Origin of the sequence: Nanhaiella sioensis (assembly GCF_046557775.1) — a bacterium.
GTDB lineage: Bacteria > Bacillota > Bacilli > Bacillales > SM2101 > Nanhaiella > Nanhaiella sioensis.
Genome location: NZ_JBKAEG010000001.1, coordinates 43,728 through 58,339, shown reverse-complemented (window position 1 = coordinate 58,339; position 14,612 = coordinate 43,728). Strand labels below are relative to the sequence as shown.

Genomic DNA, 14,612 nt, shown 5'->3' with positions numbered 1-14,612 from the left:
AGACTAGTATTTAACAATTCTAGTCTTACATAACAACTACTAGTTCGAAAATAATGTTTGACTTGTTACATCAATATCTACAATTCTAGTATAAATTGGACAAACATAACATTATATACATAATGCAAACAGTTAAAATATAACATTAATGTAAAAATATAAAATATTGATAGTTGTATAGGACTACAAGTATTAAAAGAACAACTAGAACTATCGATTCTATAAAGGAAATATTTAATATAAATATTGACTATAAATTTCAAAGATGTTAAATTTTAAAAAAATTCAAACAATAGAGGTGTGCGATGAAAATATTTAGAATGATTGTTTTATTTGTTATTAGTGTCGTTCTTTTTGTAAGCCCTTACAATGTTGGCGCTGAGCAGATTTCCTCATTCAAGAATAGTAATTTTACAACTCTTAGTGATCAATTAACTGACCCACAACCATTTCCTCAGAATCTATTACCAAGTGAGAAAAGCTTAGCTAGGATTAATCATTACCCAATTGTACTAGTTCATGGATTAGTAGGGTGGGGACGTGATGAGTTATTAGGTTTTCGATATTGGGGTGGATTAACGGATATTGAAAAAGATTTAAATTCCTATGGTTATGAGACATACAGTGCAGCAGTTGGACCATTTTCAAGCAACTGGGATAGAGCCTGTGAGTTGTTTGCCCAAATCAAAGGAGGAACAGTTGATTACGGTGAGGTACATTCACTTGAGCACGGTCATGATCGTTACGGTAGAACATATAGTGGTTTTTATCCTGAATGGGGAGAGGTGAATTCCACTACTGGAGAGGTTAATAAAATACATTTAGTTGGTCATAGTTTAGGCGGTCCAACGATTCGTTTATTAACACAGCTGCTGGAACATGGGGACGAAAATGAATTAGCTGTATCAGATTCAAACGACATATCATCTCTTTTTAAGAAAGAGACTTCTTCAATGGTTAGTAGTGTGTTTACTATATCTTCTCCGCATGATGGATCTACAGCTACAAGATTAGTAGACAGTTTTTTTCCAATGACAAAGGAGATAATAGCTTTAGCAGCAAGTTTAACAGGAAAAACTGACAATATTCTATATGACTTTAAGCTAGATCAATGGGGACTAAAAAGAAGAGAAGGGGAAACATTTGAAAGCTATGCTAATCGTGTATATAACAGTTCTATTTGGAACGATACGAAAGATACTGCAGAATGGGATGCCAGCCCAGAAGGTGCACGTGAAATAAATAGCTGGGTATCAGCACAACCTAGTACATATTATTTTTCAGTTTCCACGGAACAAACTTACCCATCTATATGGTCAGGAAATCATAAACCTGAATTATTTATGAACCCAATATTATACATTCTCAGTGATTTTCTTGGAAAATATACAGAAAACGGTAGTATTACTATTAATAGTGACTGGTGGAAAAATGATGGTGTAGTCAATACAAATTCAATGGATGGACCAACATTAGGATCAACAGACGAGATAGTATTTTACGAAGGGTTACCTGAAAAAGGGGTATGGAATTATTTGGGTGAATTCAATTCGACAGATCATATTGATATTGTTGGTATTGGCTTATATGACGTACGTAGTTGGTATCGTTCTGTTGCTGATTTGTTAGGCTCCTTACAATAATAAGAATGCCCAATCCCCAAGCCGTGAGCAATTAGACTTTTATTAATTAACCAAGGATGTCCTTGATTGTTGATCATCCTATAAAATAAGGCTTAAGGTTCCTTTGGGTCTGTGAAACGATGGACCATCTAGCTATTAATTATGTTGAATTTGTAACAAAATAAATAATAGGAAACGTATTGAAAAAATTATACGATCGGTGTAGGCCTTGCTCCATAACAATTTATATCACTTGAATACAATGAATGTATCAATGTTTTTAGAACGGTGGTGCAAGGCGGGTGGTGACTGAGGGGAAAGAATTAGAAGTTCTTGGTGCGTGGATTCAAGTTGTTGGGAGTGTTATAGCTGCAATTGGGCAATCTGGACGGGTTGATGAACAAGCCGTTAATGACCAACTTATTGTGCTAGGAAATTCTTTAAAAGCTGTAGGGAACTCTTTTAGAGCTATAGGAAGAGAAAAACAACAACTAGCTGAAAATAACAAAGGTAATGATTTGATTATTTTTGGGAATTGGTTACTAGCAGGAGGGTCTGCTGCAAGTGCTGTAGGTGCTGCAATGATGGAGGCACAAAATGAAGATGAAGGTTTGCAAATTGGAGTGATTGGTAATAGTGTACAATCACTCGGGGCTTCATTCGGCGCAGTGGGTGCTGTTTTTAGGTCATCAGATCTGTTGGCTCTAGGAAATAGCATTCAATCTTTCGGTGCGGCTCTGTTAGCAATTGGTATTCTTTACATAATAAATGGCAAAGAGAAAATGGGAAGAATTTTGTCAAGTTTAGGTAGTTGGCTTCAAGCTATTGGAGCATCTATTACAGCGATTGCACTTACTAAAACGTTAAACAATAATCGTTAATTTCTTTATATAGCTAGCTTATTTTTCACAGTGCGATTGAGGTTGTTTAAAATATGGATAATTTTCATAAAAGCTTCTTTGACTATTTTCGTATTTGGTTGCTTTATTGCTCATAAATTTAAATATCTGGTGAATATTGAAATGATTGACCGAATTTTAGTTCTATACGTGTTTTCCCTTACTAAAAAAATAACAATTAGTGCTAAAGCAGTAAACAGTATAACTAAAATCCAGGTTTTAAAAATTGCAATAATTGTCTTTAGTAGTCAAGTTCCTCAATAGAGCCATGCAGTAAATGTAGTCTATTCTTTTGATCCACGATGTTCAAACACATACGTGACTTATAAGCTAATTATCATAAGTCACGTATGTGTTTGCAACAAAATCATGTATTGAGCGATTATCTTCACGTAACAGAACCATAAATATACTGACAATAATGCCTATACCAAGTGTTAAACCATATACGATACCTGCAACTATGACACGCAAAACCATAGTCCCGAGGTGAACATTGGTGCCATCTATTTTAACAATTCGAATACCTACTATTTTTTTTCCGATTGTGTATCCCTTCCAAAAAACAGGAAGTAAGGTTCCGTAGATTACTTCAAATTCGTTTAGTAGGAAACTTTGTTCATTGAAAATGTAATAAGCGATAAAAGTAATGGGTAAACCAATAAGTAACCAATCAAAGAATAATGCGGCAAGACGTACACTAAAGCCTGCTGAGTTTTCGGACATTTAACTTCACCCCAATATAATTACAGTCACAGCATCTTTATAGCATATTACAGTTATAACAGCTTTGTGTATAAGGGGAGGAAATTTAATATTCGAATGTTAACATACTGCTATTACCTTCTTTATCTTTTAATCATCGTCTCTCCACACCTATGCCATAAGGCAAATATACATTTAGGGAGAATCTCAAAAATACACTTATAGTTTAAGACACATAATTAAAGGTTATTTTCGTAAATATTATTGCTATTATTACGAATTTTGTACTATAAGAAGTGGCTTTAAATGCTAGTTATCATGTTACAGGAGAAGAGATGATCCGAACGGTCGTTTTGTACGTGTTTATTTGCTAATTCAGACTTATGTGTATGTTACATAGTTTAATATAAGATTGTATAAATATTCAGTGAAAATACTTGCGTATCTATGATTTACATAATATGATAGAATTATCAAACATACCAACCGGTTAGTTCAAATATACATAGGACAAAAATGAGGGGGCGTTATGTTGATATTCCTAGCAGAAAAACAAGCAGAAATTAACAGACCAATAGAAGATGTATATAATTATGTAATTAATATGGAAAATTTCGGCAAATGGTTTCCTAATGTAATAGAAATGACCTCTAATAATACGCTAGCTCACGGCGAAATAGGTAAAAAATATACTGAGCAAACGAAACTACCTTTCAATATAAAAAAATCAATACCAATCACTGTCATTGAATCAACACATAATTCAAAGTTCGTAACTGATGGTGATTTTCCACCTTTGATGGAAAGAATGACAGTTACTTTTTCGGCTAAGACAATAGATAGTACCCTTGTTACTTGGAAAATGGAGAGTAGAAACCATTCGAGGTTAGCCAATGTTTTCTTTATGCCAATAGCAAAAATAATAATTAAAAATCGAGCAGAAGAGGGTATGTTGAAGCTTAAACAAGAGCTTGAAAAGCCATCTTAATTTTCAATTTGGAATCCTTTAAGTAAACTTGAATTCGTTAAAGGACATTCTTCTCTGTATAACTGAAAGAATCTAAACATATGTGAAGTGTCTAAAACTTTCATACAATCCATCAACTAGACTTCCTCAACTTTGCTGTTACTTAACTAATTAGTACAGTGAGTTGTTAGTTTTTTATACAAATTACCAATTATTTCATACGAGAAGGCTGGTTGATTACATGTCTATGGCATGGGTGAAAATATGATAATTAATAACATAGTCATTATAGAATATTTTTTTAAGTCTTGTATGAGTTTACATGACAAATGACTAGACATTTATCAATCGTTATCGAATTGGAGGTGATAGTATTATAATTGTGAATCTATCATGAATATTGAAAGCTACGCATAAATTGTAAAAACAGAAATTCAACAAAACAATATATTATCTTTCGTTTATGGATGGAATGCTGCAAATACCCTATCAAAATTATTTTTCATAAAAGTAAGTTGTTAGATACGTGAGAATAAATTGTCTTACATCTGAGGGTTAACTTAGAAAAAATAATAACTTGGGGGTTGTTTCGTGACTGATAAGCATGTTTGGTTAAACCATTATCCAGATGATATCTCAACAGATGTTGAAATTCCTAACACAACATTACCACAAATCTTACAAAATACTTCAGAGGAATACCCACAAAATGATGCTATTTTATTCTACCAACAAAAGATGTCATATAAAGAATTAAATATGTCTGTTCAAGCTTTTGCATCATCAATACAACAGTCAGGAATTAATAAAGGTGATCGAGTTGCAATTATGCTACCAAATTGTCCTCAATATGTCATTTCATTTTATGGGGTGTTGGCTGCAGGAGCAATCGTAACACAAATTAATCCAATGCTGGTAGAGCGAGAATTGCAATATATTTTAGCAGATTCTGGGGCGCAAACTGTTGTTGTCCTAGATATGTTATACCCTCGAGTGAAAGCGATTCAACAAAATACAGGATTAAAAAATATTATAGTTGTTAGTCTACAACCAAACGATCAAACATATAAACCAGACATATCCTTCTATGAGTTTATGAAAGTTGGAAACGGAATTGTAAGTCCAGTTGACACAGATCCTGAACATGATATAGCTGTCCTACAGTATACAGGTGGAACGACTGGTAGACCAAAAGGAGCTATGCTAACACACCGTAATTTAATAGCAAATAATGTGCAAGCACAAGAGTTTTTCAAAAATGATGTAGAAAAGGGTAAAGAGCGTTGTTTAATAGTTCTACCATTTTTTCATGTTTTTGGTATGTCGGCATGTATGAATTTCTCAATATTTAATGCTGCTTCAATGGTCCTTCTACCGAGATTTGATGTTGAGGAAGTATTGCATACGATAAAAGCTGAAAAACCAACGATTTTCCCAGGAGTTCCGACAATGTTTATTGCTATTTTAAATCATCCTAATGCCACTGACTACGGAATTGATTGTATTAAGGTTTGTAATAGTGGGGGAGCACCAATGCCAGTGGAAGTACTAAAAGCATTTGAAGAAAAAACTGGCTCTAAAATAGTTGAAGGCTTCGGCATGTCTGAATCAGGTCCAGTTACACATTCTAATCCATTATTCGCTGAGCGAAAAACAGGAAGTGTTGGGATTCCATACCCTTCAACTGATTTTAAAATCGTTGACATTGCAGAAGGCAATCTAGAGGTACCAGTAGGGGAAGTTGGTGAACTGATCGTTTCAGGACCTCAGATCATGAAAGGATATTGGAACATGACTGATGAAACGATGCACACTCTCCGTGATGGTTGGTTATATACAGGGGACATTGCTCGAATGGATGAGGATGGATACTTGTATATCGTTGATCGAAAAAAAGACATGATTATTGCAAGCGGTTTCAATATTTATCCGCGTGATATAGAGGAGGTTCTCTATGAACACCCTTCTATACAAGAAGCTGTAGTGGTTGGAGTACAGGATGCATATAGGGGTGAAACAGTAAAAGCATTTATCGTTCTTAAGCAAGGGGAACAAACGAATGAACAAGATATTATTAACTATTGCAAAGACCATATGGCTTCATACAAAGTACCAACAATTATAGAGTTCAAGGCTGAATTACCGAAAACGACGGTTGGAAAAATATTAAGGCGTGCTTTGCGGGAGAATAATGTTACGTAAAATCTTTTTGAAAGATGATTCAAGACGAACAGGGAGCATATTGATTAAGATACATATTGTCTAACGATATGTTTCCGTTCTTTTTTTATCATAGAAACACCGCTAAAAGAGTTTGTTGTATATACGGTTTTTCCGATATTATAACAACAGAATTCTAAAATGCCATTAGGGTTAGTCGTGTACACACTATATAAATGAAATGCTCTTTCGTAAAGTTGTTTTTTTATAATTATGGTTTGTGTGATGAGTTTTATAGGAACTTAATAATTAATAAGTATAAAGATGTTAAGAACACTGTTGTATACATGCTTATAACTTAATTATAAAAGCAATAAACATTGCGAAAGTAGCCTAATGAATCAATATCAAGCAAACCTAGATTTAACTAATATAGAAATTTGAGGTGATATTTTGTGTTATAATTCCATTAAAAAATATAGAATGTGAGGATATAACTTTGAAACAACGTATTAAAGAGCAGAGCATCCTTCTGTTTGAGAAAAAAGGATTTACTGAGACTTCTATACAAGATATTGTTGATGCTTTAGGAGTAACAAAAGGAACGTTCTATTATTATTTTTCAAGTAAGGAAAAACTATTAATGGATATTCATCTACATTACATCGACGATCTGCTACAACATCAACTTGAAATTTTAGTAGATAATAAAAAAAGCTGTAAGGAAAAGCTGAAGGATGTTGTATTATTGCTTATTACGGATATAAAAGAACAAGGGCCAAGTGCACGAGTGTTCTTACGAGAGCTAAGAAATTTAACTAATGAACATCTTCAAAAAATTCTAGCGAAACGTGACAAATTCAGACTGAATATCGAGCAACTACTTGCTGATGGTGTCGCGAAGGAAGAGTTTCGTAAGGACCTTGAAATAGACATCATTACTTTTGGTATATTAGGTGTAACAAACTGGACGTATCAATGGTTTGATCCAGCAGGGACAAAATCTGATCATGATGTTGCAGAAATATATATTGATATGATTTTACGAGGAATACAAAAAGAATAAGTTAAGTCTACTCTAGTTTTGCTAGGGTTTGAATAAGATCTACATACTAACTAGTTAGTATAAAGGAGGGTGTGTTATGAATATTCAAGATATTAAGAATATTTGTGTAGTCGGCTCTGGACAAATGGGACATCAAATAGGAATGCTATGCGCATTAGGTGGATTTTCAACAATAATTCAAGATGTGAGTTCACAATCATTAACAAAAGCTAAGACAGGTCTTGAGTCGATTATGGAAACATGGGTAATGAAAGGTAAAATAGCTGAGGATCAAAAAGAAGCAGCCCTTAAAAGGTTGTCATTTACTGAAAGTTTAGAAGAGGCAAGTTCGAAAGCTGACTTTGTTATTGAAGCAATTGTAGAAAAACTTGAAATAAAGCGCGAGGTATTTAAAAAGTTAGATGAGTATGCGCCAGCACATGCTGTTTTAGCAACGAACAGTTCGACGATCGTCAACTCACTTATCGCAGATGCAACAAATCGTCCTGAGAAGGTTTGTAATATGCATTTCTTTTTCCCGCCTCTTGTGATGGATTGTGTTGAAGTAGTAATGAGTGAGCAAACTTCAGAAGAAACTGCACAAATTACTTTAGATGTTTGCGAAAAAATTAACCGTAAAGGAATTCTACTACGTAAAGAAATTTCAGGGTTTGTTGCAAATAGAATTCTCATTGCTCTTCAAAAAGAAGCGATGTATTTATATGAAGAAGGAATCGCTGATTATAAAGACATCGACTTGATTGTAAAGCAAGCGTTGAAACATCCGATTGGACCGTTTGAATTAATGGATTTATCGGGATTAGATGTAGGTTATTATGTTATGCAGCAGCGCTTCGCTGAAACTGGTAATCCAAAAGATAAACCACCAGCTTTTATTGAAGAAAGGGTAAAGGCAGGTTTGTTAGGAAGAAAAACGGGAAAAGGCTTTTATGATTATTCAAGCAAAAAGGTGAAGCAATAATGGAGCCTAATGTGGAATACGAAAAAGTAAATGGTGCAGCGATAGTAACCATTAATAACCCACCGTTAAACGTTATGAGTAGCTCAGTAAGTAAAGAATTATTAGAAACATTTTTATTGCTTGAAGATGATACTGAAGTGGTTGCTGTTATTTTGACTGGTGCTGGTTCAAAAGCATTTATGGCTGGCGCAGATATACGTGAGTTTCCTAGTTTAATAGGGAAAACTGGATTAAAAAGCAAATTTTTAGAAAGCCATCACGTGCTGAACTATATCGATACATTTAGCAAGCCTACGATTGCTGTTCTTAATGGGATAACATTTGGTGGAGGTTGTGAGTTAGCATTAGCATGTGATATTAGAATTGCTGAAAATCACGTGCAAATAGGATTGCCAGAAATAAAGCTAGGTCTTTTTCCAGGTGGAGGAGGTACTCAACGACTCCCTAGATTGATAGGGGAAGCTAGAGCAAAGGAAATGATCTTCACTGGGGAACCTATTTATGCGGAAGAAGCTTGGCGTATTGGCCTTGTAAATAAAGTAGTGGCAAGTGGGAAGGGCTTATTAGCTGCGCAGGAGATGGCAATGACCATTTGTCAATATTCCCTTGCTGCAATATCACGCAGTAAACAAGCCATACAAGAAGGTGGCCAATTAACGGTTGAAGCCGGTCTTAAAAGGGAAGCAGAATTATTTGAAGAAGTGTTTCAAACTGCGGATATAAAAGAAGGTGTAAAAGCATTCTTAGAAAAACGCAAACCAATATTTACACATAAATAACTGATAGGTATTGTTACAAACATGAACTTAAAATATTTTGATTATTTAAAACTTTAAGTAAAATAAATGCTGTTTTCGCTTGGATTTTCGTATTGAGAAGTAAACACGTACTCAACTAGAATCATGGCATCTATTTTTCTATGCAGCGACTAACAATATAATACCGTTTTTTATAGTATTAATCAGATTACAACAGCAACAATCTATTCGAAAAGAGCCAAAATAAAAAAGGAGTGAATATGTATGAGATTTTCTGACACAGTCGTAGTGATCACCGGTGGAGGTAGTGGAATAGGTGAGGCAGCAGCTCATAGAATAGCAAAAGAGGGCGCTGATGTTCTAATAGTAGGAAGGACTCAATCTAAATTAGAAACAGTATCAAAACAAATTAATGAAGAGGTCAATAGAAATGCTGTTCAATATTTCGTGGCAGATGTAACAAATGAAGAACGTATCACAGAGTTAGCTGTTTTTGTACAAAAAAACTATGGTCACTTAGATATTTTAATAAATAACGCAGGAGCATCCCCCGTTTCTAGATTATTTAATACATCAACAGAAGACTGGGATTTTGTTCAAGAAACAAATTTAAAAAGTGTGTTTCTCGTTTCTAAATATTTAGGACAACTGATGGCGGAAAGTAGTGAAAAGGATGAAGGAAAGCGCAAAGACAGAACAATTGTCAATGTCGCTTCATTATCAGGCCATAAAGCTGCGCCAACTTTACCTCATTACAGTGCTGCAAAAGCAGCGGTGGTAAATTTATCTAAAACACTTGCTCATGAACTTGCACAATTTGGAATCCGTGTGAACTCCGTATCACCTGGCTTTATTAACACACCCATGACTGAAATAAGTCTTGAAAGTGAACGGTTTATGAAAACGATTGAGAGAAGCACAGCTATGGGTAGGGTAGGCGAAGCAGAAGAAATAGCCAATGTAATAGCTTTCATGGCATCATCTGAAGCTTCATATATGACCGGATCAGATATCGTTGTAGATGGTGGCTGGCTTATATCATAAGCTGCGAAACTAGTAATAAGGGAGGTTGATAGAAATGCAAAATGAGCACCTAATTGTTAATATCGAAGGTCCTATTATGGTTCTAACGTTGAATCGGCCAGAAAGCCTTAATCCGTTTAGTTCACATATGATACTAGGTTTATCAGAGGCAATGAAAATAGCTAGAGACAATGATGATATTCGAGCTGTGGTCATTAGAGGGGCAGGTAGAGCATTTAGTGCAGGTGGAGATGTAAAATCCATGGGCGTAGCTTCGTCACAACAAATTTACGATCATATTGGTAAGCTAAATGAATGTATAAAGCTTATGAAAGATTTACCTAAACCAATTATTGCAGCTGTACATGGTTTTGCAGCGGGCGCAGGGTTTAATTTAGCATTGGCTTGTGATCTTATTATAGCAGCTGACAACAGTAAATTTGTCTTTAGTTTTTCACAAGTAGGACTAATTTCAGACGGAGGAGGGTCCTATTTCTTTCCAAGGTTAGTAGGGCCATATCGTGCTAAAGAATTATTCTTTAGTGGAGAAACAGTTTCTACTGACCAAGCTAAAGAACTAGGTATATTAAATCGAGTTGTTCCACTTGAAAGCCTTGAATCTGAAACGACAAAGCTAGCGATGAAGCTTGCCCATGGTCCAAGTAAAGCTTATGGAATGATGAAGAAAATCATTGATCGATCTTACGAGTCATCATTAGATGATATTTTGGAGCAAGAACGAATTACACAAACGTTGATGATTCATACTGAAGACCATTTAGAAGGTGTTAGCGCATTTAAAGAAAAAAGAAAGCCACAATTTAAAGGTAAATAGAAAAGGGGAATATGACTATGAAAGCAGTACAGATAGATAAATTTGGTGGACCAGAAGTTTTACAATATGTTGATTTGAATAAACCAATGCCTAAAGGCAATGAAGTATTAATTGAAGTAAAAGCCATCGGAGTAAATTATGCTGATACAGCGAGAAGAGAAGGACAGTATGTAGTTGAGACAACATTACCGTATGTTTTAGGAGGCGAGGTTGCTGGTATTGTAGTTGCAGTTGGAGAAGATGTTACTTCTGTTAGTATAGGTTCGAAAGTTGTGACTATCATGGAATCAGGTGGATATGCAGAGTTTGCGATGGTCGATGAAAGATCAGTCATACCGATACCTGATGGGGTTGATTATAACCATGCTGTTATTTTGCCGATACAAGGATTAAGTGCCTATCATATTTTAAAAACAATGGGGCGCCTTGAAGAAGGTGAAACAGTCCTTGTTCATGCGGCTGCTGGTGGAGTCGGTTTACTTGCCGTTCAGCTCGCTAAGTTATTTGGTGCAGGTAAAGTAATAGCAACAGCTAGTACTGATGAGAAGTTAGCACTCGCCCAAGAGATGGGAGCTGACGTAACTTTAAACTACACTGTAGACGGCTGGGATAAAGAAGTAAAGAAAGCGACAGAAGGTAAAGGTGTAGATGTAGCACTTGAAATGGCTGGTGGAGATATTTTTAATAAAACAGTCCGTTGTTTAGCACCATTCGGTAGACTTGTCATATATGGTGTAGCTAGTGGAGAAATGAGCACAATGCAACCAGCAGAGTTAATGAGACGTAACCAATCGGTTATTGGTTTCTTTTTACCACAAATTATGCGTAAACCACAGTTCCTCCAATCTAGCTTATTAGAATTACTTCAATATGTACAGACAGGTCAATTAAAATTAACAGTTGGAGGCGTATACCCATTAGCAGAAGCAGCAAACGTTCATACACTATTACAAGCAAGAAAAACAACTGGAAAAATTGTTTTAGTGCCGGGGATCTGACCCACAATGCGTTAATGTGGGAAAGTAGTAGTTAATTTAAATAAAGACTATATTTGCATAGGTTAGTGTTTTTTGTACTAATTAATAAACACGAAAACAACTGGATGTAGTGGTATCTTTTCTTCTAAAAAATGGTGAATGCTGAGTAAACGACAGTTTTATATTCTAGTTTTGAAACGATCGCAACGAAGTTTATGAATAGAGTCAAAATAAAAAACAGAGTGGCTCCGACCACTCTGTTAAACTTTATAAGAAGGAAGATTATTAGTGTAATAGCAATTCAGCTGTTTCTCGGTTACAGGATGCTTTCCTGTATTTGGGGTTGATTATATAATCCATATTTTGTTGTTAAGCTTATTATCATAACAGTAGCTTTTTATTACTGGATGTCAAAATAGTAAATTCCAACGATGATCTTTACAAAAAGCCAATTGTTCTCCTAAAAGGGTAAATCATACTATATAGTAAGATAGAATATTTTATGCTAATGGTTATAACTTGTGTAGGAAAATGACAAGAAAATAGAAAAATGATTAAAATACCTAAGAAACTTATATTTGGCATGTGAAAACATGCATTTTTAGAATGATAAACATAGCATAGTAAGTACTTGGATATAAAACCGCTTGGTTAGTTATAGTGAATTATCAATGTGTTGCTAATGGAAAAGGATTCACTAACAACGTAAATTGAAAGGAATCATTTTTCTTCACAGTCATAAATCAGTCAGTACAAAAGCTTCTTATCGGAACTGCTAAATAACCTTCTTGTTGCTCCTCGAACTTTCTCTGCTTGTTTCTACGGCTGTTGAAATTGGTTGAACTACTTTACAATGTCTTTTTATCGCTAAAACTACCAAAGTAATACCCAAAGGTCATTTGTTTCAAAATCCTAAAGGTCATTGGAAACAGTTTATCCTTTGTATCTCTATAGATACCATTAAAATATCCACAGTAATCACATTCTACTAAAAAATTAAATTTATGATTTACGGTATGATATCAGTAGATTTTTTCAATTTTTATTACAAAATCTATTTATACGGGATATATATAAGGTTCCGAATTAGAAGCTGTTTCTTTATAACATATGAGGATAAAGCCAATAGGTCCGACCACCTGTACTTAATAGTGTTAATGGAAATTAGTGGTATAATCTACTATTCTTTATATTATTTTGTTAAATTAATATATTGTATCCTTTCTATGCATATAGATTAACATAGGGGGGATTATATTTATGAAGCCGTATAGAAACAAAAGGTTATTGCTCATGACTAGTATTCCAATGCTGATATTTTTCATCTTCTTCATATCAACATTAATCGTTAGCTTAAACGTTAAATATGAATCTAGCTTTATTGATACTGCGTTAGGAAATGTAGAATCAGAAGACCTACTAATTCACTTTCTGAAGGCAGAAAATCAACATTTTACTCTAGAAGAAAGTGAGAATGATTTATTTTCTATTAAGAATATAGCTGAATCTATTCTACAATTTGGCACAAATATTATTCTAAGTGATACAACAACATTTTTTGGCGGAGAATTACCAGGCATAACTACCTCCTTAAACAAAACGAGTATAACCGAAGAAACTGAGTACGTATTTGAATCGTCACCACCAATTGAAGTTTTATTAAAAGAACGAGAAGTCGCAACAGAAAAACTAAAACAGGATGAAAACATAATGTTAGTTGAAAATAATCTTGTTGATCATATACCAAATAAGACTGTATATATCTATCAGACGCATAGTTGGGAATCTTTTTTACCATATATAAAAGATGCTAGCAGTCCAAATCATGCAATCAGTAATGATAATCGAGTGAATGTCGTTGCACTAGGTAAGCGCTTATCAGCTAATCTCCTTAAAGAAGGGATCGGAGCACATCATGATCAAACAAATATGACAGCAAAGTTGCATGAGAAAGAATGGAAAACAACAATGTCATATAACTTGTCTCGTGAGATTTTAGAAGTCAACACAAATAACAATAGTCATGTAGAGTACTATATTGATATACATCGGGATTCGGCACGTAGAGATGTTACAACTAAAATGATTAATGGAATTGAATACGCAACATTATATTTTGTATTAGGAACGGAAAATATAAATTATGAGCAAAATAAACAATTTGTCGAAAAACTTAATAAAGAGCTGAATAAAAGGTACCCTGGAATTAGTAGAGGAATATATCAAAAATCAAAAAAAGATGGAAATGGAATATATAATCAAGATATATCTAGTAAAGCTATCACGTTAGAAATAGGCGGTGTAGACAATACATTTGAAGAACTTGAAAGAAGTGTTGACGCTTTCTCAGAAATTTTTTCAGATTTATATTGGGCAGGTCGTGAAGCGATAGAGGTAAATGGATGAGCAGTAAAAAATTGACTAGCAAGCAAATCACATTATTCAAATGAGGTTAGATGTTCGTACAAGCTGTTTAAGGTTTTCAAAAAGCGGAAGAATGAATAGATAACCTACTTACCAATAAACCAAACCGTTTTGTTTTGATGGTTTGGTTTTTTACTTACTTAATACATTGGTAATCTTTTTTATCTTAAATATGTAGTGAAAAGATTAAAGGCATTTTAAGATCATATGAATAC

12 protein-coding genes are annotated in these 14,612 nt (G+C 34.3%); 11 read left to right on the top strand and 1 reads right to left on the bottom strand.

What is annotated here, in order from left to right; genetic code table 11:
* The first annotated feature begins 305 nt into the window (after window positions 1-305).
* On the top strand, window positions 306-1,643 hold the full coding sequence (locus tag V1503_RS00290) for an esterase/lipase family protein (RefSeq protein WP_410623917.1): 1,338 nt from the start codon (window positions 306-308) through the stop codon (window positions 1,641-1,643).
* A gap of 281 nt (window positions 1,644-1,924) precedes the next feature.
* Window positions 1,925-2,503 (top strand): DUF6944 family repetitive protein, encoded by a 579-nt coding sequence (locus V1503_RS00285; protein ID WP_410623915.1) that lies wholly within the window; start codon window positions 1,925-1,927, stop codon window positions 2,501-2,503.
* 348 nt (window positions 2,504-2,851) lie between these two features.
* Here V1503_RS00285 and V1503_RS00280 read toward each other — a convergent pair whose 3' ends face one another.
* A complete protein-coding gene (locus V1503_RS00280; protein WP_410623913.1) occupies window positions 2,852-3,247 on the bottom strand; it encodes an RDD family protein in 396 nt (131 codons plus the stop codon).
* Between the two features lie 511 nt (window positions 3,248-3,758).
* Here V1503_RS00280 and V1503_RS00275 point away from each other — a divergent pair.
* The 9 genes from V1503_RS00275 (at window position 3,759) to spoIIP (ending at window position 14,379) form a co-directional block, all read left to right on the top strand.
* Window positions 3,759-4,214 (top strand): SRPBCC family protein, encoded by a 456-nt coding sequence (locus V1503_RS00275; RefSeq protein WP_410623911.1) that lies wholly within the window; start codon window positions 3,759-3,761, stop codon window positions 4,212-4,214.
* A gap of 570 nt (window positions 4,215-4,784) precedes the next feature.
* The gene (locus tag V1503_RS00270; protein WP_410623909.1) at window positions 4,785-6,395 is read left to right on the top strand and encodes a long-chain-fatty-acid--CoA ligase; all 1,611 of its coding nucleotides are present in this window, start codon (window positions 4,785-4,787) and stop codon (window positions 6,393-6,395) included.
* Between the two features lie 457 nt (window positions 6,396-6,852).
* Window positions 6,853-7,419 carry a TetR/AcrR family transcriptional regulator gene (locus tag V1503_RS00265; protein WP_410623907.1) on the top strand — a complete coding sequence of 189 codons (567 nt, stop codon included), beginning with the start codon at window positions 6,853-6,855 and terminating at the stop codon, window positions 7,417-7,419.
* A 76-nt stretch (window positions 7,420-7,495) separates the two neighbouring features.
* The gene (locus V1503_RS00260) at window positions 7,496-8,380 is read left to right on the top strand and encodes a 3-hydroxyacyl-CoA dehydrogenase family protein (RefSeq protein WP_410623905.1); all 885 of its coding nucleotides are present in this window, start codon (window positions 7,496-7,498) and stop codon (window positions 8,378-8,380) included.
* Complete coding sequence (locus V1503_RS00255) at window positions 8,380-9,159, top strand: enoyl-CoA hydratase (protein WP_214482336.1); 780 nt, start codon at window positions 8,380-8,382, stop codon at window positions 9,157-9,159. Before V1503_RS00260 ends, V1503_RS00255 begins: the two co-directional genes overlap by 1 nt.
* Window positions 9,160-9,402: 243 nt before the next feature.
* On the top strand, window positions 9,403-10,182 hold the full coding sequence (locus tag V1503_RS00250; RefSeq protein ID WP_320257288.1) for an SDR family NAD(P)-dependent oxidoreductase: 780 nt from the start codon (window positions 9,403-9,405) through the stop codon (window positions 10,180-10,182).
* 34 nt (window positions 10,183-10,216) lie between these two features.
* Complete coding sequence (locus V1503_RS00245; protein WP_410623902.1) at window positions 10,217-10,996, top strand: enoyl-CoA hydratase/isomerase family protein; 780 nt, start codon at window positions 10,217-10,219, stop codon at window positions 10,994-10,996.
* 17 nt (window positions 10,997-11,013) lie between these two features.
* Window positions 11,014-11,994, top strand: coding sequence for a quinone oxidoreductase family protein (locus V1503_RS00240; protein ID WP_410623900.1), 981 nt, complete (start codon window positions 11,014-11,016; stop codon window positions 11,992-11,994).
* Between the two features lie 1,239 nt (window positions 11,995-13,233).
* On the top strand, window positions 13,234-14,379 hold the full coding sequence (spoIIP, locus tag V1503_RS00235) for a stage II sporulation protein P (protein ID WP_410623898.1): 1,146 nt from the start codon (window positions 13,234-13,236) through the stop codon (window positions 14,377-14,379).
* Window positions 14,380-14,612: the final 233 nt, after the last annotated feature.

Coding starts and splice junctions, on each gene's coding strand:
- V1503_RS00290 (WP_410623917.1), top strand. CDS start 306: ATGAAAATATTTAGAATGATTGTTTTATTTGTTATTAGTGTCGTTCTT.
- V1503_RS00280 (WP_410623913.1), bottom strand. CDS start 3,247: ATGTCCGAAAACTCAGCAGGCTTTAGTGTACGTCTTGCCGCATTATTC.
- V1503_RS00260 (WP_410623905.1), top strand. CDS start 7,496: ATGAATATTCAAGATATTAAGAATATTTGTGTAGTCGGCTCTGGACAA.
- V1503_RS00255 (WP_214482336.1), top strand. CDS start 8,380: ATGGAGCCTAATGTGGAATACGAAAAAGTAAATGGTGCAGCGATAGTA.
- V1503_RS00250 (WP_320257288.1), top strand. CDS start 9,403: ATGAGATTTTCTGACACAGTCGTAGTGATCACCGGTGGAGGTAGTGGA.
- V1503_RS00245 (WP_410623902.1), top strand. CDS start 10,217: ATGCAAAATGAGCACCTAATTGTTAATATCGAAGGTCCTATTATGGTT.
- V1503_RS00240 (WP_410623900.1), top strand. CDS start 11,014: ATGAAAGCAGTACAGATAGATAAATTTGGTGGACCAGAAGTTTTACAA.
- spoIIP (WP_410623898.1), top strand. CDS start 13,234: ATGAAGCCGTATAGAAACAAAAGGTTATTGCTCATGACTAGTATTCCA.